The following is a 19,767-nucleotide window of genomic DNA, read 5'->3' as shown; positions in this document are numbered from 1 at the left end:
CTAAAGCTTAACTATTTATAATTACTAATATTAGCTTTAATCAGATTTTATTCATACTTTAATCTTTAAGTAGCTATATAATTCATAACTTTAGATATATTTTCTATAACTTCGGATGCTACTGTACAATATTTTTCATGGGATGCAAATTCTCCTGCTAATCCATGTATATATGTGCCAAGTAAGGCTGAATTTATAAGTGAGTGACTCTGCCCTATTAACGCTGAAATAATTCCAGTTAGGCAGTCCCCCATGCCTCCTGAAGCCATTTTACTATTACCTGAATTATTTATGTAAACATCATAACCATTTGTAATTATAGTATTATATCCCTTTAATACTACTATAACCTCATTTTCTTTTGCATATCTCTTAGCGATTTCGATTCTATTTTCTTCAACAAATGATATAGTTTTACCTATAAGCCTTGCCATTTCTCCTGGATGTGGTGTAAATATCGCTTTTCCCTTTAAAGCATTCATTATAATCTTATCTCTTGCTATTAATTGAAGTGCACCTGCATCAACTACGAAAAATTTATCTCCATAACTCCCTATATCACTTAATATATCTTTATATAATTTTTCTTCTGTCATGCCAGGGCCCATTGCAATTACATCTGAATCACTCAATAATTTTTTTACCTTATCACACTCCTCTATATCTAAAGTCATCGCTTCAACTAATCTACAACTTAATTTATCTTGTACATATTTCGAAGACACTAAAGTTGTTAAACCAGCCCCCGATTTAACACATGCTTCAGTAGCTATATATGCTGCTCCAGTATATCCTTTGCTACCTGCTAAAATTGCAACTTTTCCGTACTTTCCTTTATGACCATATAAACTTCTCTTCTTTAATAATTTTGCATATTGATTCCTATCTAAGACAAATATATTTTCCGAATTAACTTTCTTAGCATACTCTGGAATCCCTATATTTAAAACATTAAGTTCCCCTAAATAACTTAATGCTTTATATTCAATAAATCCCCTTTTCATAACTTCAAATGTATAAGTTATGTCTGCTTCTATAGATGCTCCCATTATCTCTCCACTATCTGCATTTAACCCCGATGGAACATCAACACTTATTTTAATATCAGCGCATTCATTAATAGTATTAATTAATTTTATATAAAAAGAATCTAATTTTCTATTTAATCCCACGCCAAAAATGCAATCTATTGCAATATTATAATTACTAAATATAGGTATTAAACCTTTAATATCTTCATCAGTGTTTATATAAGCAATGTTAGTAGTAATTTTTTTTAATATATTTAGATTAATAGAAAAATCCCTAGAATGCTTATCCTTTCGATTTATAATAACTATATAAACATCCTTTTCTTTTAAAATTAATTTTCTTGCAATAGCTAATCCATCCCCACCATTATTTCCATTACCACAAAAAATAATAAATTTATCCCCTAATTTGACTACTTTATTTACTAATTCATTTGCTGCATTCTCCATTAGAACAATGCTTGGTATTCCAATCTCATCTATAGTATATTTATCTACTTTTTTACAGTTATTTGTTGACATTATATACATTATGATTCCTCCAAAATAGCAAATGCTATTGCTGATGTGTTATTATGTGATATTGATAAATTCAATTTATATGATTTCCCTATTAATCTATCTATATTATCACTTAAAAATACTATTGGTTTTCCTAGTTCATCTCTTAATACCTCTATTTCTCTTAATGAGAATCCCCTTATACCTGTACCAAATGATTTGCTTATTGCTTCTTTAGCTGCAAAATTTCCCGCAATCACTTCAACCCTCATGTTTCTCTCTTTAAACATTTCTATTTCGTTATTTGTAAATACCTTATCCATAAACCCATTTGTTTTTTCCACAGCTTTTTCTATTCTATTTATTTCAATTATGTCCGTTCCTATTCCAATTATCATAAAAATCACCTCTAAATATATTTTACTATAAATATTGGATTTTATATGATTTTACCCATACTTTAAAATTATAAATTAAAATCTGATACATATTCATCAACATATTCTCCTAATATGTCAACAAGGTGTATTGGAGATACTTGATTATCATGTATCAAACTAAGAAGATCTTTAACTTTTTCTTCTATATTTGAAATCTTTCTGATTTCATCCCTCTCTATACTTATTACATTTCCTTCTATTAGATCTTGCCTTTCTGCCTCTATCCCAAAAGCTTGTCCACCATAGAAATCCTCACTTATCATCCTATAAGAATATCTACTTTCTCTTTCTTCATTTTTTGTAACATTATACAAGCTATCAACAATATACATTTTATTCCCCCCCCTTTATTGGCTGTTAATTGATTTATTAACTATTACATTAAAAACATATCACAGATAATATACAAACAATGTCAAACATTGTTTATATTATATGTAAAATATTCCTCTATTTTTTTACAATATTTTCTTTATAGATTTATATTAAATATCTGTTATTAAATTAAATTAAATTTATATTAAAAATACGTATAATTTATTTGTCGATTTAAGTGTTTTTCCATTATTAGGTTTATCTAATTTATAGTTATATTGATGATTTAGTAATAATATTAGCTTATTATTGTTAAACTATATTTAATTATAATTTTCAAATATAAAAAATATTTTATTTAAATTAAGAATATAAAATTCAAGTTTATAATAAATATTTTAAATAGTTATTGATATTGTTAATAATTAGACATATAATAACTTTATGATAATTATTATTATATAATATTAATTTTAAGGCAGGTGTCGATTTATGAAATCTTTAGAGCTAAAAAAAGATATACATTGGGTTGGAGCTCTTGACCCAAATTTAAGAATTTTTGATATTATTATGTACACACCTTATGGAACAAGCTATAATTCATATGTAGTTAAAGGAAGCGAGAAAACTGCTGTATTTGAAACTGTTAAGGTTGAATTTTTTGATGAATATATAGAAAGATTAAAAGATTTAGATATAGATATTTCTAATATTGACTATATCGTTGTTGATCATACGGAGCCTGATCATGCTGGATCAGTTGCTAAGTTGTTAGAAATTTCACCAAAAGCTAAAGTAGTGGGTTCTGCCCCTGCAATTAAATTTATGAAAAAAATTGCAAATAGAGATTTTGAATCTATAACTGTTGGAGATGGAGATACATTAAGCTTAGGAAATAAAACATTACAATTTATTTCGGCTCCATTCTTACATTGGCCAGATTCAATCTATACTTATGTACCTGAAGATGAAATTTTAATAACTTGTGATTCATTCGGATCTCACTATTCATCTGAAGCAATAATAAATAGTAAAGTTGAAAATGAAGAGCATTATATGGAAGCACTAAAATACTACTTTGATTGTATTTTTGGACCATATAAGCCATATGTATTAAAAGCCATTAAGAAGATTGAAAATTTAGAAATTGATATGATTTTACCAGGACATGGTCCAGTTCTAGTGGAAGAACCTATGAAAATAGTTGAAACTTATAGAGAGTGGAGTACTCCCTCAAGCCCAGCTGAAGATGGAAAGAAAATCGTTACAATTCCTTATGTATCAGCATACGGATATACTGAAACACTCGCTAAGGAAATAGCTAGAGGTATAGAAGCTTCTGGAAATATTGAGGTTAGATTATTTAATGTTATACATCATGAAATAGGTGATGTAGTTAATAGCATAGGAGAATCTGATGGATTATTATGCGGTTCACCTACTATAGTTGGTGAATTACTCGAGCCAATTCGTGATATACTTTCAAAGTTAAATCCAGTTGTTCACGGTGGAAAGTTAGCTGCTGCATTTGGATCATACGGCTGGAGTGGTGAAGCTATCCCTAGAATGGAAGCAAGATTTAAAGAATTAAATATGAAACTTTATGGACCTAGTCTAAAAATAAACTTCAAGCCATCTGATGATGAATTAAAAGAGGCTTATGAATTCGGAGTAGGATTTGGAGAAATTATTGTAGGTAAAAAGAAATTTACGCCTATGACAAAATCTAAACCAACAATAGAAGAAATACCTACAAACGGTGGCTTAAAACTATGGAAATGTGTGATTTGCGGAGAAATTTTTGAATCTGAAGCGGTTCCTGAAATTTGTCCTGTATGTGGAGCTGGAAGTGACCAGTTTATCGAAATTAAGAGAGAAGAGACAAATTACTCAATTGATAAGGAAGAGACCTATGTAATCATAGGTAATGGTGCCGCAGGATTCTATGCTGCAAAAGCTATAAAAGAAAGAAATGAAAGTGCTATTATTAAGCTTATATCAAATGAGCCAGAACATTCATATGTTAGAACTCAACTTTCTGATTTAATAACTGAAGAAATTGATGATACTTTCTATCTTGCAAAATCAAATTGGTATAAAGAAAATAATATAATTGAAATTCTTGGAGCTAATGTAAATAGCATAGATAAAGAAACAAAAACAATAAAATTAGATAATAAACAAGGAATTCGTTATGACAAGCTAATTTTAGCAAATGGTAGTTACAACTTTGTTCCTCCAACTAAAGTTAAATTAAGTGATTCAGAAGTAGAGATAAATTCTTGGACTTATAATACTGTTAAGGGTATTCATACAATTAAAAAACTTTCTGACGTAGAGACTCTTAAAAACGAATTACCAAACTCAAAACATGTTGTTATTATTGGTGGTGGGTTATTAGGATTAGAAGCAGCTTGGGAGATTCAAAAACGTAATATAAACGTTACAGTTGTTGAACTAGCAGAAAGAATGCTTCCTCGTCAATTAGATACAGATGGATCTAAATTGTTTGAAAGCTTAGTAAATAAAACTCCTGTTAACGTACTATTAGGAGAAGCTGTTGATTTTATAAATGCAGATGAAAATGGAGTTAAATCAATTCATTTAAAGACTGGCAAAGTAATTGATGTAGATACTATTATATATTCAGTTGGAGTTAGATCTAATATATTCTTAGCTCAACCTCTAGGAATTGAATGCAATAGAGGAGTTATTGTTAACCAATTTATGCAAACAACCGTAAAAGATATTTATGCATGTGGTGATGTTGCCGAACTAGATGGAGTTTATTATGGAAACTGGCCAGCTGCAATAGAAATGGGAAAAGTTGCTGGTGCTAATTCTACAGGCGATAACATTAAATTCGAGAAATTTGTTTCATCAACAGTATTTGCAGCAATGAACACACAAGTATTCTCTGCAGGAACTATAAACTTTGATGATCCTACTTTAGAAAGAATAGGCTATGTTGATAATATAAATAATAAATATTCAAAACTATTCTTTGCTAATAATAAACTTGTAGGTGGAATACTAATTGGCGATATATCATCTTCTGTTAAAATCATTAACGGAATTCAAAATGGAGAAGATAAAGCAACTGTATTAAGCAAAGGTACAATTTAAACATTAATTTTCAAAACTTTTTAAATGTAAGAGGGTAAGCAATCAGTTATTGCTTACCCTCTTACACTATTTATTTAAATTTATATTTTAAGCTTTAATTTGCAAAATTATCTAAGTTTTCTTCTTGTTCTAACTCTTTATCAACCTTTCTATTTCCTACGAATTTAAAATCTTCTGCTACAACTTCAGCTATATATTTTTTATTTCCGTCCTTATCTTCATAGCTTCCTGTTCTTAATCTTCCACTTAAACTTATATAACTTCCTTTCCTCATATATTGACATACTACCTCTGCTTTTCTACCCCAAACTGTAACTGGAATTAAATCTGATTTCCTTGTTCCATCTTGAGCTTTAAAATTTCTATCTACTGCAATTATAAATCTAGTGAATACTTTGTCGCTTCCTTCTAGTGTCCTAAGTTCAGGGTCCTTTATTAATTTTCCTAATAATACTATTTTATTCATTTTGCACCTCCTGAATATTTCTTCTTTGATTATATCCAGTTAGTGTTTTTCTATACAAAAACAAACAAAGTATTGTATATTTTTAATAAACTTTTTATTATATATTTAAAGGTTAATAAACATTAAGTTTCTTAACCTTTAAAATTACGTTCTTTTTCTTATTGATAAAACCGAATTTATTTCTGCTCCTAAAATTAATATCATTGATGTAATATAGAGCCAAGTCATTAATATAAATACTGCCCCTACACTTCCATATAACCTAGAATAATTAGCTATATTGTTAATATAATATGAAAATGCTAATGAAACTACTATCCATCCTAAAGTACTTGCAATAGCACCTGGAAAAACCTCTTTCCAAGGAATTTTTCTAGCTGGAGTATATCTATATATACATGCAAATATCCAAATCATCGCAAGTACTACTACTATATACCTACTTATATTCCATATATTCCTTATTATATTGTGAAATGGCAATATTGATATTAAATATTTACCTATTACTTCACCAAATACTAACATAGCTAAAGTTAGCATTATTATTAACGCTAAAGCTAATGTAAAAAATATTGCTATAAATGCTCTTTTTATAAAGGATCTATGTTCTCTAATATCATAAGCCTTGTTAACACCCTTTATTACAGCTCTGAATCCTGAAGATGCAGACCACATAGAAAGAGCAATAGAAGCTCCTAATAAACCTGCATTTTGAGTATCTACTATTTCAACTACTGTAGTATCTACCAAAGTAAAAACATTATTGGGCAATATAGCCCTTAATCCATCTAAAATATCTGCTGAATTTAATCTACTAAATCCTACTAATGTTAATAAAAATATTAAAAATGGGAAAAAAGCTAATATCAAATAATATGCAAGTTGAGCTCCTAAAGCAAATATATCATCATTGTTAATCTTTACAATGAAATATACTATACTATCCATTACAGACCTCTTATTCTCATTCTTAACCTTACTCATTAAATCACCACATTATTTATTATTTAATCTTTTATATTATATATCAAATATAATAAATATATTAATATCTATCTTATTTTACTGTTACTTTATATATAATACTACAATACTTTAAAATATATAAGCAAAGCTATCTATTTCTTTCTAAAAAACCTCCAATATAGTATAATTTCTATGTAAACTATATAATGGAAAGGGTGCTTATGATGAATTATACTTTAGAAAATGAAAACATAAAAATCTCTGCTGATACCTTTGGTGGAGAACTTAATAACTTGTTCAGTAAAAAGGATTCAATTGAATATTTATGGAATGGAAATGAAGAGTACTGGAAATATCATTCTCCAATCTTATTCCCTATAGTTGGAAAAGTTAATAACGGTAAATATATTGTTGATAATAAAGAATATGAATTACCACAACACGGCTTAGCAAGAACTAGAGAGTTTAATATGGTTGAAAAAGATGATAATCATATAATCTTTGAGCTTTTATGGTCTGAAGATACATTAAAAGTATATCCGTATAAATTTTCTTTAAAACTTTCATATGAACTTTTAGATAATGGAGTTAAAGTTGGTTATAATGTTACAAATCTTGATGATAAAGATATCTACTTCTCAATTGGTGGCCATCCCGCATTTATGTGCCCATTAATAGAAGGAGAAAAATTTGAAGATTATTACTTTGAATTTAACAAGAAGGAAACTTGTGGGATAATGGAGCTTAATAGTAATTTAGGAAATTTCACAGGTACTAAAAAACCATTTTTTAATAATGAAAATATTATAAACTTATCTTTAGATTTATTTAAAGATGATGCTATAGTTTTTGGTGATTTAGAATCAAATATAATAAGCTTAAAATCTAAAAATCATAATAAGAGTTTATCTATGGACTTTTCAGGATTCCCTTATTTAGCTATATGGACTAAACCAACAGGAGCACCTTTTGTTTGTATCGAGCCTTGGTATGGACACGCGGATTTTTATAATTTTAATGGAGAATTTAAAGATAAAGAAGGAATTCAAAAACTTAGTGTTGGGGAATCATTTAATGCTAGCTACGACTTATATATAGATTAATCTTTAGCTAACTACAGGCTTTTCTATTTATAAATCACATTTTAATTTATGATCCTAAAATTACATTAATTTATTTTAAATCTAAAATATCGATATCATGTATAAACTTAATACTCGATATCGATATTTCTATATTTCTGTCTGATAATTAAAACATAATTGTATTTGTAACATTTAAACATTAATTCGTTAGTGCAATTGCTCTAACAGGAGAAGCATCTCCATCCTCTATCTTTAATGGAGTAGCTACTAAAGTAAATTCATCACTATTTATATTGTCCAAATTTGTTAAATTCTCGATTATAAGTTTACCTCTAGATAATACAACATTGTGTATTTCAAAATCTATACTATCAAACTTATCAATTGATATACTATCTATACCTATACCTCTTAAACTAAAATCGCAAATCCATTTCGCTGCCTCTTCTGTTAAACTTGGAAAATTATTTAAATAGCTTTTAGTTCCCCAATACTTCTCCCATCCTGTTTTTAATATTAAGAAGTCACAGTTCCTCAATTTCTCTTCATATTGAATTAAATCACTAACTTTTACTTCCTCAATATTTGAAATATCAATTATAAATGCTATTCCTATAAATTCGCTTATATTAAATTCTTCAATAGTTTTTCCTTTGTTAATCATATGACTTGGTGCATCTATATGAGTTCCCGTATGTGTACATATCTTTAAGAGCTTCTCATTGAATCCATCCTTTTCAATTGTAGCCATATTATATATTTCAGGCTTCTCATCTTTTGTATATGTAGTCATATCTTTATTTATAGTGTGACTTAAATCAATAACTCTCATTTATACTCTCCCTTTATTGTTTTATTTAATTATATCCCATTCTTTTGGAAGCAAACTTTTATACTTTAACGTAAAATATCTATCATCTATAAGTAATATTCTCCCCTTATCTGTTTCTGTCCTTATAACCCTTCCAGCGGCTTGCATTACTTTATTTATTCCTGGATATATATATGCATAATCAAATCCTTTTTCATCATAATAATCCTTTATTATGTCTCCTTCATTAGATATTTTAGGAAATCCTACTCCTACTATTATGCTTCCTATGAGCCTATCACCCGGTAAGTCTATCCCCTCAGAAAATATTCCTCCTATAACACAAAAAGCTAGTATATTCGCACCATCTTGAAACTTATTTATAAACTCCTCCTTTTCAGATTCTGTTAAAATTTCGTCCTGACAAATAATATTCTCATCACCATATAATTCTATATACCTTTGATATATCTGCTTTAGATATTGATAGGATGGTAAAAAAACCATATAGTTACCTATTTGCTCATTTATAAATCTATAAATCAATTCACATAGATTATCAACATTATTTTCCCTTTGCTTAAACCTCATGTTAAGTGGATATCCATAAATTTCCAAATTTTCCTTCTTAAATGGTGATGGTAATTTCATTCTATAGCTTTTCTCATCTCCCCCAAGCAAATCTATATAATAATTTATTGGGGTTAGTGTTGCAGAAAATATTGTAGTAGAATAACTTTCTTGTACTACCTTTGATAAGTTCTTCGATGGATTAACACAAAATAACTTAACCTTAACATCATTCTTATTTACTTCTACTAAAGTTACATACTCATCGCTATAAAGCTCTGAAATTGATATAAAACTCCTCATTTCAAAATATAAATCTCTTATTTCCTCATAGCCTTCTGTATTTACAGACTTTATAAGATACTCATCACATTCCTTTAAAAATATTCTTAGTAATTTATATAAGTCCTTATACTGCTCTTTTTTATAAATACTAATACTTTCAGCTTCTTGAACTTCCCTTCGTACTTCTATTAATTCCTTATTAATAGAATTTAATGTTTTATACAAATTAGGTACTTTCCCCTTTATAAGTTTACTTGCTTGCATTATCTTACTCTTATATATTCCCGCACTAAACATATTTCTAGCTCTATCCACAAGATTATGACCTTCATCCACAAGTAATATATTTTTATCAACATCCTCTTCAAAAAAGCGTTTTAATTTTGCTCTAGGATCAAAAGCATAATTATAATCACATATAATTATGTCACACCATAAACTCAAGTCTAATGATAGCTCAAAAGGACATACTTTATTATCTCTCGCATATCCTTCAATCTTTTCTCTTGTAAAATTGTCTTCTTTTCCAAGCATATCAAATATAATATTATTTACCTTATCATAGTAATCTACTGCATATTCACAGTACTCTGGATTACAATTAGTTTTATCTTTAAAACAAATTTTCTCCTTAGATGTTAATGTAATATTTCTACATTTAAGTCCGTTATCCTTCAACTTATTTACCGCTTCTTCTGCTACAGTTCTAGTTATTGTTTTAGCTGTTAAATATACAATTCTTTCTCCTCTATCTTCGCCTAAAGATTTTACCGCAGGGAATATAGTTGATATTGTTTTACCTATTCCTGTAGGTGCTTGAGCAAATAATACTGCTTTTTCTTTTATTGTGTTAAAACAAGTAACAGCTAACTCCTTTTGTCCTTTTCTATATTTATCAAAGGGAAATTTTAATATCTTTATAGATTCATTTCTTACACTATTTAACTTAGACTTTAATAATATCCATTTTTTGTATTCATTTATTATAAAATTAATATACTCTTCTAATTCATTAAATTTAAATCTTTTATCAAAGCTTTTTACTTCTTCAGTTTCTATATTAAAATAACTCAATCTTATATTTATTTCTTCTAATTTATTTTGAATAGAATATATATATGCATAAAACTTTCCCTGAGCCCAATGTAATTCATTATAATCTTCATCTATAAACATGAGTGATTTCATTGTGGATTTTATTTCTTCTATATAAATATTATTATCTTCTATAATAATACCATCAGCTCTTCCTTCCACTAGTAATGTTACATCTCCAATTTCAAAGGCATGTTCCATTCTTACCTCTTTTTGATACTGACTATATATTGTCTCATTACTGCTTTGTAGTTTTTGATGAGCTATTGTCCCTTCTAAGGCTCTACTTTTTCCCATATACCTATCATCTAAACTACCAGTCTTTAAAACATATTCTATTATTCCTCTAACAGATTCTTTAATAATTATTTTATTCTTCATTAAAGTTCTTTCCTATCTATATATTTTAAATAATCTCTGCTTCTAATGTTACTATTTTATTTAAATAAGCATATTAACTATTTAATATATTGCTAGTCTTAATAAATATCTTATTAAGCAAAACATATATATATTATAATCCTAAATATTAATATTTAATAGGCTTTAAAATCAATAAGGTATTGCTACTTATTATTAACAATACCTTATTTTGAAAGCTTTTATTTAATTGAATTTATAGTTTGTGATAGATTATTTATGCTATTTGTAAGACTTTCTAGCTTTCCTTCTATTCTTATTAATAAATATAAGGAAATTGCTATAGGAAACCCTAAGTTAGCCACTAAATTAACTACTTCTTCCATAAAATCACCCCACTATTTACATATGCACTTAAGTGATGATTTTTAGTTTTATTTATTAAATTAATATAATTTTATGATATTTATTCTGAATGATACTCATTTACTATCTTTTGAACTAATTTTTTAATAGCACTTGCTTGTGCAATAAGTGACATTACAACAACAAATGTTCTTATACTATTTTCATCTTTTTCATTTAATTTTAATTCTGAAATTATACTATCTAACTTTTCTTCATTTACAGCCGGCTTACTTAGAAAATCTTTGAAGCTTTCACTTTGAGTTTCTGAAAATATCTTATATGCTTTTTCCCAAGATATTATATCATCTGATCTATCGTTTATTTCATTAAATGCCAAGCTGAAAACCTTTTTAATTTCTTCCGTTGTCAATACTGGTCTCATATAGCTTAATAGTACTAATTGTATAAGATGTATTTTAGTATAGCCCCTCTTTTTCCCATCCTCTGGTTTGCTAATAACTTCACTCTTTATATAATTTTGCACTATATTATTTGTATATTTATCTTCTATAAACTTATCATTTAAAAAATCTATAACTTGAGATAAAAATAGATCATATTTAGGTAAATCCTCATAACCAACCATGGTACTATTAGACATTTCTTCTGCAATTTCTGTTATATAATTAGTATCTATTTTTTTTACCATTATATCCACCTCTAAAAATTTATTCTTATATTAATTATATAGTATATATAAACTTATTACAAGTTACTTCTGCCTGTTTAATTTTATTCTATTATTTCTTTAAAAGTCAATAAAAAATAACTCTCATATCTTAATTTTTACAAAATATTTAATTCTTATAATAAAATTTATACACCTTATTATTTTTTACATTTTTTTCTTTTTTTATTAGCTTTTTTTTAATTTTATTTTTCTTAAAACTTTTTTTCTCCTTTATAAGCTAGTAGACAAGCCATTCTACATTTTTTTGCTATTTATCTGGAAATTTGATTAAATAGTATTGACTTTTCTAATTTATGGTAGTATATTGTATTTATGACTTTGAAAGGCAAATTAAATATGTATTTTTTGAAAATATTTCTCTTTTATGTTGACTTTTAATTACATTTTTAGTAATATTAACTTGCAAGATGTCGAAACTTGTTTTAAGGAGGAAATATAATGAAATCAACTGGTGTAGTAAGAAGAGTAGATGAATTAGGAAGAATAGTTATTCCTATTGAATTAAGAAGAACATTAGATATAGCTGAAAAAGATGCTTTAGAAATCTATGTAGATGGTGAGCAAATAATCTTAAAGAAATATGAACCAGCTTGTATCTTCTGTGGAGATGCTAGAGATGTTGTAAATTACAAAGGTAAAAACATCTGTAAAAATTGTTTAACTGAATTAAAAAAATAATTTTTAATACTTATGCTTAAAATATTATTTATAATTAAATCCCCTATGACTTTATATAATCATAGGGGATTTAATTATAATTCTGTTGAGTATTTATAAACTTCTTTTTTAGGTAAATTTCTTTCTTTTGCAACTAATTTTATAGCATCTTTTTTTTCTATTCCACTTTCTATTAGCTTTATCAAATGTTCTTTTATTGTTAAATCGCTCCATAAAGCCTCTTTTTCAGCTTTTATTTCATCGTCAGATTTACCTTCAATAACTAATACAAACTCACCTCTCGGTCTATTTTCTATGAAATATTTTAATGCTAATGATATTCTACCTCTATAAATTTCTTCATGGAGCTTCGTAAGCTCTCTACATATCGCAATTCTTCTATCCCCTAAATTATTTAATAAATATTCTAAGGTATCTAATAATCTATGTGGAGCTTCATATAAAATTATAGTATCTCTAACATTTTTAATTTCTTCTACCATAGGATTTCTTTCCTTATTTTCTCTTGGTAAGAACCCCCTAAATATAAATTTCGTCGTATCTAACCCTGAATAAACTAAAGCAGTCGTTATTGCTGTTGCGCCTGGTAATACTTCAAATTCAATTTCTTGCTCTATGCATTTCTCAACTATAATACTTCCCGGATCAGATATCCCTGGAGTACCTGCATCAGTGATTAGTGCTATGTTCATACCATTCTTCAATTTATTTATTATATCTTCGCTCTTACCTTGCTCATTATGTTTATGATAACTAAATAAACTTTTCTTTATTTTAAAATGATTTAATAACTTTAAACTTTGCCTAGTATCCTCTGCCGCTATTATATCTGCATTTTCTAAAACTTCTAAAGCTCTTAATGTTATATCTTTTAAATTGCCTATTGGAGTTGGTACTAAATATAACTTACCTTTTTCCATAAATCTATACCTCCCTACCATATATTTTATTTAATTCATCTGAATAACTACCATCTTCATTATATACATATAGAGGTGCTTCCCATTTCAAATAAGCCCCACCATCACGTTGACCTTCAACCAACACTATATTAGGAGCCTTTTTGCTATTTGGCTGAATCATTTGAACTCTTTTAGGTTCAATCTTATGCTTTCTCATAAGCTCAAATATATCTATTAACCTTTCAGGCCTATGTACCATGTACATTCTTCCATTATCTTTTAAAAGTTTTCTAGCTGCTATTATCACATCTTCTAATGTGCATAAAACTTCATGCCTAGCTATTGCTAACTTATCATTAGGATTCAGTATCCCCGAATTATTTAACTTATATGGAGGATTAACTGTTAAAACATCAAATTTACCTAATTGATTCAACAGCTTCATATCCTTTAAATCAGCATTTTCAAATTTAATAATATCTTCCAATTCATTATACTTACTGCTTCTTTTAGCCATTTCAACCATTTCATTTTGAATTTCTATTCCTACAACTTCTGATGGTTTATATTTTCCATATAATAAAAAAGGAACTATTCCAGTACCTGTGCATAAATCTATAACTCTATGTTTTTTCTTTACATTTGCAAAGTTTGATAGTAAAACAGCATCTACTCCAAATCTAAATCCAGATTTTTTTTGGATCAAATATAAGTTATCTAATTGTAAATCATCAATAGATTCATCTTCTAATAAACTAACTTCTCTATTCATTTAAATACCTCAAATTATTTTTATGATATCTTCTTATTACCAACCATTATTATAAACTAATACTATTATTTACGAACAGATTGGCTTTTATTTATATACATATTATCAAATTTATAATCATCCTAAATTATATCATATAAAACAATTACTTTATAACTATTTAATAAACTTTCAATTAATAAAAGATTCGCTAATATAATATTAAAGAAAATAAACTCCGCCTAATTTGACGGAGTTTATAATAAATATTAATTAAATTCTAATTAAAGTACTCTTCTAGCAGCGTAGAATGATGTAACTGGCGAAACCTTAACACCTTCTCCAGGTTGTGGAGCATGTATATATTGACCTCCACCTACATATATTCCTACGTGATCTAAACCATAAGTAAATACTAAATCTCCTGGTTGCAATTCTCCATATGAAACTGGAGTTCCAACTCCAATTTGTGAATAAGTAGTTCTTGTTATATCTATTCCTGCTGCATTTCTGTATACAAAGCTAGTAAATCCTGAACAGTCAAAACTATTCGGACCTGTAGCCCCATAAACATAAGGTGTACCAAGATATCCATATGCAAAATCTACTATTGCATTACCTGAAGCTGATGATCCAGATCCTCTATTTGGTATACTCGCTGTTGCTTCTTGAGCTTGTAAGTTTTCTAATTTAACCTTAGCAGCTTCTATTGAATTATTAATCTCTTCTATTACAGTAGGGCTTTTTAATTGTTTATCTATAATATCTCTTAAATTACTTATAGAACTTTGAAGTTCAGTGATTGAACTAGATGATTCTAGTATTGATAGTTGATGTTCAACTAGACTTCTTTCTGCAACAGATAAAAACTCTTCATCAAATTTAGCTCTTTCTGCTTCTACTTCTGCAATAAGAACTTCTTGCTCCTGTTTCTTTTCATTAAACGCATCTAAATCTTTCTTAATTTCTTCATTTATCTTAGCGATTTCATTTCTTTTTTCTTCTAGTGAAGTAACCTTCTCATCTAATTTTTCTTTCTTATCTACTAAATCTTTTACTATTTTCTTATCAATGTTTACAAGTCTAGTAGCAGAATCTAATTTAGATATAAGATCGCTAAAACTATCCGCACTAAATAAAAGTGTTAAGTAACTACCTTGTCCACCTGATTTGTATAGCTCTCTTAATCTCTTTCCTAATACTTCTTCTTTTTCTGCAATATCAACCTTTGAAGTTTCTATTTCTTTCTTAGTGTTTTCTACTTCATCCTTAATAGAATCCATTTGCTTTTGATTGTTGTCAACCTTTTCTGCTAACGGTGCTATTTGTTCATTTAAACCATATATCTTCCCTTGAATATCCTCAATCTTCTTATTTATGTCATTATATTTTTGTTGATTTTCTATTACTTCCTGATTAGGAGTAGCAAAAACCGGCGTTACCGAAGTTATTGTTAAAGCACCTGCCATAACAATAGATAAAATCTTCTTTTTCATAAGTGTTTGGTCCTTAGACCATCCCCCTCTCCCTACGTGATATATTACCATTATAACACTTATGGAAAGCTTGGACAATGGTAATTTTTAAAAAAACGAGATGTTTAGACAATGTAAATGTATACTGTACATATCTGGATAATGCTTAGTTATGTAAACATAACTAAATTAATCTAAATCTCTTTATAATTATATGTTATATATAACCATTTTTATAATAGTTTTATAAATAATTTCTATATAAAATTATCTATGCTGTTATTTATATTACTGTAAGTGAAAAAAATTTATTCAAATAAAAAATACAGGAATATAAAATTATATATTCCTGTATTTTTTCAGTAGCTTATTTTGGATAAAAGATGCAATAGCAATAACAAGTATAAATATTATTACTATATACTTTGATTGTTCTATGAATGTGTAATCTAATAATCCTAAAATAATCCCAACAAAACCTATAGATATATTAAATATTCCGTTAAGCTTCATAAATTTTTCAATATCACTATAGGCTCCACTGTCTTTCAAAAAATTCCTCATCTTTTTACTTTTTAATGACAAAAACCCCATTAGTATAAATCCTATACTACCCAAAATAATAACTATAGTACTTCCCCTCATAACTTTGACCTCCAATCAAATTAAATTTATAAAAACCTTAAATTAAAAATATAGATTTAATATTTCTTCATTAAATGTATTAATATTTACTTTTAAATATCTTAAATAACTTAAAGATAAATATACTATAACCGAAATTTATAATTTACTTAAAAGATATCATATTTAATAGTCATAAGTAAAGATAATCTAATATGACTATATTTATATTTTAATGTATAAACTCTCTATTATTTTATACGTAATTTGATACTAGTACTATGAACTTATACTTATAATTTGTACAAAATAATTTTAATATTTTACTTTAAAAGTGTTGACATAATAGATTATACTTACTATAATTATACTGTACTTCGGGGTGTGGCGCAGATGGGAGCGCGCGTGGTTTGGGACCATGAGGTCGCAGGTTCAATCCCTGTCACCCCGACCAAAAAAATCCTCTCTATTTGAGAGGATTTTTTATTTTATAATTATAAAATAAAATTGGATTTATTTTAGTATTCACATATTTATTTATATAGCTAATTGCAATCTATATAATCATGTACTTCCTTAAGCTTATCATCAAATCCAATAGATTTACAAGAAATTAATACTATTGGTATTATGGATATATAGGCACACAATATTAATATCCACATAAATCTTATCCCCTTTTCAAAATTCTACTTAAAATAAGTATATGAAAAAGATTTCACTATTGTTATAAGTTTTTAGAACTTTTTATATAAAAATAAAACTTTTAATAAAATCATTACTATACTTAAGCTAAATACTTAATTCATTACAATACCATATTGAATAATATATAATGGGAGGTTTACATATATGAATAATATTAAAGCAGTAATATTTGATCTAGATGGAACATTAATAGATTCAATGGGAATATGGGCTCAAATAGATAAAGAGTATCTAGGTAACTTTGGTTATCCTGTTCCTGAAAATCTTCAAGAGGAAATAACTCATCTTACTTTAACAGAAACAGCAGTATACTTTAAAAACAAATTTAATATAAATGATGATGTAGATAAAATAATTTCTACATGGCATGACATGGCCTTTTATCATTATTCTAATACTATTAAATTAAAGGATGGCGTAATCTCATATTTAGATTTATTAAAGGAAAATGGAATTAAAATAGCATTAGCAACTAGTAATTCAGTTGAATTATTAGAGGCTACATTAAAAAATAATAATATATATCAATATTTCGATGCAATAACTACAACTGAAGAAGTAAAAAAATCAAAGGATAATCCCGATATATATTTATTATCTGCAAAAAAACTAGGTATAGTACCAGAAAATTGCTTAGTATTTGAAGATATAGTACAAGCTGTTAAAGGAGCTAAACTTGCTGGTATGCACGTTTACTCAATATATGATAAAGTATCAGAAAATCAAAAAGATACTTTAATAAAGCTATCAGATAGATACATACTTAGCTTTAATGAATTGTTATAAAATAAAAAAGGAATTGATGAATCAATTCCTTTTTTAATAACTCTTAAGATCTAGTAACTCCATATTTCTTTTCTAATTCTTTTACAACATCTAAATATTTTCTTTGTTGCATTTCTTGTAATAGCTTATTAACTATTTGAGCTTTTATTTCTTCAAATGGTATTTCTCTTCCTTCATTTTTATCTTCAACTTTTATTAAATGATATCCAAATTGTGTTTTAACCGGCTCACTTACAACATTTATATCTAATTTGAAAGCTTCATCTTCAAATTCTGGAACCATCATTCCCCTTCCAAATGCACCAAGATTTCCACCTTCCTCTTTAGAAGGACAAGTTGAGTATTTCATAGCTGCTTCTTCAAAAGTTAACTCCTTTGAATCTATTTCACTCTTAATTTTATCACAAAGTTCTTTTGAATCTACTAATATATGCTTTGCAGAAACTGTAGGCTGTTGAGTGAATTCTCCCTTATTATTGTTATAATAATTTAATGCATCTTCATCTGTAACAGTAACTTCTAATAATAATTTATTTAAAGTTAGCTGAGTTAATATATCATTTTCTGCCTGCTTTACATTTTCCTTATACTCTTCTGTATCTTGTATATTTAACTCTTTACCTAGCATATTGATTAACTCAAAAGAAACCATTTGTTCTAATAACTGCTTCTTTGCCTCTACTGTTTCAAAATATGCTCTTTTATCCGCTGGGTACTTCATTATCATATTTTGTAAATCTGATTCCTTAATTTCTCTACCTGATATGGTAGCTAAAATTTTATCTTCCATTGAAATATCTCCTTTATTCTAAATTCTAATCATTATTAATTATAACAGAGTTTATAATAAAATATATAATATTTATCTAATTAATCTAATTAATCTAAATTTACGATTAATATTTAGACTATTTGTTGATAATAATTATTAATAGTATTATAATTATTATTAGTATTATATCTAAAAGGAGGATGTTATAATGGAAATAGGAAGTTTAGCACCGGATTTTACTCTTATGGGTTCTGATGGAAAAGATCATAAATTAAGCGATTATATAGGAAAAAAAGTCATATTATACTTTTATCCTAAAGATAATACACCAGGGTGTACTACAGAGGCATGTGATTTCAGAGATAATATAGATAAAATAACAAATCAAAATGCTATAGTACTTGGAATAAGTAAAGATAATTTAAATTCACATAATAAATTTATTGAAAAATTTAATTTACCTTTCATTTTATTAAGTGATGAAGATAAGATTGTTTGTGAATTATATGATGTCATCAAAGAAAAAAACATGTACGGTAAAAAAGTTTTAGGAATAGAAAGAAGTACATTTATTATTGATGAAAAAGGTTATTTAGTAAAAGAGTTTAGAAAAGTTAAGGTTAAAGGACACATTGATGCTGTCTTAGAAGAACTTAAATAAAAGGATTATAAAGTATAAAAAAGCACTAACAGATGTTAGTGCTTTTTACCTGGTGGCTCGACCAGGAATCGAACCAGGGACACGAGGATTTTCAGTCCTCTGCTCTACCGACTGAGCTATCGAGCCATACAACCTGGCAACGTTCTACTCTCCCACACAGTCTCCCATGCAGTACCATCGACGCTGTAGAGCTTAACTTTCCTGTTCGGAATGGAAAGGAGTGTTTCCTCTACGCCATCATCACCAGATTTCAGAGT

Annotated in this window: 19 protein-coding genes, 2 tRNA genes and 1 rRNA gene; 6 read left to right on the top strand and 16 right to left on the bottom strand. The window is 27.4% G+C overall.

The window, feature by feature from the left end; genetic code table 11:
- Nucleotides 1-65: 65 nt before the first annotated feature.
- The 3 genes from J7M87_RS08580 to J7M87_RS08570 all read right to left on the bottom strand — a co-directional run bounded on the left by J7M87_RS08580 (nucleotide 66) and on the right by J7M87_RS08570 (nucleotide 2,304).
- Nucleotides 66-1,562, bottom strand: a complete 1,497-nt coding sequence (locus J7M87_RS08580) for an NAD(P)H-hydrate dehydratase (RefSeq protein ID WP_291650615.1) — start codon at nucleotides 1,560-1,562, stop codon at nucleotides 66-68.
- Nucleotides 1,562-1,930, bottom strand: a complete 369-nt coding sequence (acpS, locus tag J7M87_RS08575; RefSeq protein ID WP_291650613.1) for a holo-ACP synthase — start codon at nucleotides 1,928-1,930, stop codon at nucleotides 1,562-1,564. The genes J7M87_RS08580 and acpS overlap by 1 nt, the downstream gene beginning before the upstream one ends.
- Before the next feature lie 68 nt (nucleotides 1,931-1,998).
- A complete protein-coding gene (locus tag J7M87_RS08570; protein WP_291650611.1) occupies nucleotides 1,999-2,304 on the bottom strand; it encodes a DUF6514 family protein in 306 nt (101 codons plus the stop codon).
- A gap of 475 nt (nucleotides 2,305-2,779) precedes the next feature.
- Between J7M87_RS08570 and J7M87_RS08565 the strand changes: the two genes are divergently transcribed.
- A complete protein-coding gene (locus J7M87_RS08565) occupies nucleotides 2,780-5,413 on the top strand; it encodes an FAD-dependent oxidoreductase (protein ID WP_291650610.1) in 2,634 nt (877 codons plus the stop codon).
- 94 nt (nucleotides 5,414-5,507) lie between these two features.
- Here the strand turns inward: J7M87_RS08565 and J7M87_RS08560 are convergent, their stop codons facing one another.
- The gene (locus tag J7M87_RS08560; RefSeq protein ID WP_291650608.1) at nucleotides 5,508-5,879 is read right to left on the bottom strand and encodes a single-stranded DNA-binding protein; all 372 of its coding nucleotides are present in this window, start codon (nucleotides 5,877-5,879) and stop codon (nucleotides 5,508-5,510) included.
- A 144-nt stretch (nucleotides 5,880-6,023) separates the two neighbouring features.
- Nucleotides 6,024-6,866: a YihY/virulence factor BrkB family protein gene (locus J7M87_RS08555; RefSeq protein ID WP_291650606.1), complete on the bottom strand. Its 843-nt coding sequence runs from the start codon at nucleotides 6,864-6,866 to the stop codon at nucleotides 6,024-6,026.
- A 206-nt stretch (nucleotides 6,867-7,072) separates the two neighbouring features.
- Here J7M87_RS08555 and J7M87_RS08550 point away from each other — a divergent pair, with 206 nt between their 5' ends.
- Nucleotides 7,073-7,951: an aldose 1-epimerase family protein gene (locus J7M87_RS08550; RefSeq protein WP_291650604.1), complete on the top strand. Its 879-nt coding sequence runs from the start codon at nucleotides 7,073-7,075 to the stop codon at nucleotides 7,949-7,951.
- Between the two features lie 181 nt (nucleotides 7,952-8,132).
- On the opposite strand, the gene J7M87_RS08545 is transcribed toward J7M87_RS08550, so the two are convergent.
- The 4 genes from J7M87_RS08545 to J7M87_RS08530 all read right to left on the bottom strand — a co-directional run bounded on the left by J7M87_RS08545 (nucleotide 8,133) and on the right by J7M87_RS08530 (nucleotide 12,111).
- Nucleotides 8,133-8,765: a cyclase family protein gene (locus tag J7M87_RS08545; RefSeq protein ID WP_291650602.1), complete on the bottom strand. Its 633-nt coding sequence runs from the start codon at nucleotides 8,763-8,765 to the stop codon at nucleotides 8,133-8,135.
- 21 nt (nucleotides 8,766-8,786) lie between these two features.
- Nucleotides 8,787-11,075, bottom strand: a complete 2,289-nt coding sequence (locus J7M87_RS08540; RefSeq protein WP_291650601.1) for an ATP-dependent DNA helicase — start codon at nucleotides 11,073-11,075, stop codon at nucleotides 8,787-8,789.
- A 221-nt stretch (nucleotides 11,076-11,296) separates the two neighbouring features.
- The gene (locus J7M87_RS08535) at nucleotides 11,297-11,440 is read right to left on the bottom strand and encodes a YvrJ family protein (protein WP_195264456.1); all 144 of its coding nucleotides are present in this window, start codon (nucleotides 11,438-11,440) and stop codon (nucleotides 11,297-11,299) included.
- 80 nt (nucleotides 11,441-11,520) lie between these two features.
- A complete protein-coding gene (locus J7M87_RS08530; protein WP_291650598.1) occupies nucleotides 11,521-12,111 on the bottom strand; it encodes a DUF1836 domain-containing protein in 591 nt (196 codons plus the stop codon).
- Nucleotides 12,112-12,591: 480 nt separating this feature from the next.
- Between J7M87_RS08530 and J7M87_RS08525 the strand changes: the two genes are divergently transcribed.
- On the top strand, nucleotides 12,592-12,831 hold the full coding sequence (locus J7M87_RS08525; protein WP_008676225.1) for an AbrB/MazE/SpoVT family DNA-binding domain-containing protein: 240 nt from the start codon (nucleotides 12,592-12,594) through the stop codon (nucleotides 12,829-12,831).
- Between the two features lie 74 nt (nucleotides 12,832-12,905).
- On the opposite strand, the gene rsmI is transcribed toward J7M87_RS08525, so the two are convergent.
- The 4 genes from rsmI to J7M87_RS08505 all read right to left on the bottom strand — a co-directional run bounded on the left by rsmI (nucleotide 12,906) and on the right by J7M87_RS08505 (nucleotide 16,604).
- Complete coding sequence (gene rsmI, locus J7M87_RS08520) at nucleotides 12,906-13,751, bottom strand: 16S rRNA (cytidine(1402)-2'-O)-methyltransferase (RefSeq protein WP_291650594.1); 846 nt, start codon at nucleotides 13,749-13,751, stop codon at nucleotides 12,906-12,908.
- A gap of 4 nt (nucleotides 13,752-13,755) precedes the next feature.
- Complete coding sequence (locus tag J7M87_RS08515) at nucleotides 13,756-14,505, bottom strand: tRNA1(Val) (adenine(37)-N6)-methyltransferase (RefSeq protein WP_291650592.1); 750 nt, start codon at nucleotides 14,503-14,505, stop codon at nucleotides 13,756-13,758.
- A 263-nt stretch (nucleotides 14,506-14,768) separates the two neighbouring features.
- Nucleotides 14,769-15,980 (bottom strand): C40 family peptidase, encoded by a 1,212-nt coding sequence (locus J7M87_RS08510; protein ID WP_291650589.1) that lies wholly within the window; start codon nucleotides 15,978-15,980, stop codon nucleotides 14,769-14,771.
- Between the two features lie 318 nt (nucleotides 15,981-16,298).
- Nucleotides 16,299-16,604, bottom strand: a complete 306-nt coding sequence (locus J7M87_RS08505; RefSeq protein ID WP_291650587.1) for a hypothetical protein — start codon at nucleotides 16,602-16,604, stop codon at nucleotides 16,299-16,301.
- Between the two features lie 357 nt (nucleotides 16,605-16,961).
- On the opposite strand from J7M87_RS08505, the gene J7M87_RS08500 reads away from it, so the two are divergent.
- Both J7M87_RS08500 and J7M87_RS08495 read left to right on the top strand, forming a co-directional pair.
- Nucleotides 16,962-17,037, top strand: a tRNA-Pro gene (locus tag J7M87_RS08500).
- Between the two features lie 398 nt (nucleotides 17,038-17,435).
- Nucleotides 17,436-18,077, top strand: a complete 642-nt coding sequence (locus J7M87_RS08495) for an HAD family phosphatase (protein ID WP_291650585.1) — start codon at nucleotides 17,436-17,438, stop codon at nucleotides 18,075-18,077.
- A 43-nt stretch (nucleotides 18,078-18,120) separates the two neighbouring features.
- Here J7M87_RS08495 and J7M87_RS08490 read toward each other — a convergent pair whose 3' ends face one another.
- Nucleotides 18,121-18,867, bottom strand: a complete 747-nt coding sequence (locus J7M87_RS08490) for a peptidylprolyl isomerase (RefSeq protein ID WP_291650583.1) — start codon at nucleotides 18,865-18,867, stop codon at nucleotides 18,121-18,123.
- A gap of 190 nt (nucleotides 18,868-19,057) precedes the next feature.
- Here J7M87_RS08490 and bcp point away from each other — a divergent pair, with 190 nt between their 5' ends.
- Nucleotides 19,058-19,510: a thioredoxin-dependent thiol peroxidase gene (bcp, locus tag J7M87_RS08485; RefSeq protein WP_291650582.1), complete on the top strand. Its 453-nt coding sequence runs from the start codon at nucleotides 19,058-19,060 to the stop codon at nucleotides 19,508-19,510.
- A 50-nt stretch (nucleotides 19,511-19,560) separates the two neighbouring features.
- Here the strand turns inward: bcp and J7M87_RS08480 are convergent.
- Both J7M87_RS08480 and rrf read right to left on the bottom strand, forming a co-directional pair.
- Nucleotides 19,561-19,636, bottom strand: a tRNA-Phe gene (locus J7M87_RS08480).
- A gap of 5 nt (nucleotides 19,637-19,641) precedes the next feature.
- A 5S ribosomal RNA gene (gene rrf, locus J7M87_RS08475) occupies nucleotides 19,642-19,758 on the bottom strand.
- Nucleotides 19,759-19,767 lie beyond the last annotated feature (9 nt).

The sequence above is a fragment of the Clostridium sp. genome, assembly GCF_017888565.1.
Lineage (GTDB): Bacteria > Bacillota > Clostridia > Clostridiales > Clostridiaceae > Clostridium.
Note: the sequence above shows the minus strand (reverse complement) of the source record. Positions and strands in the feature narration are given on the sequence as shown.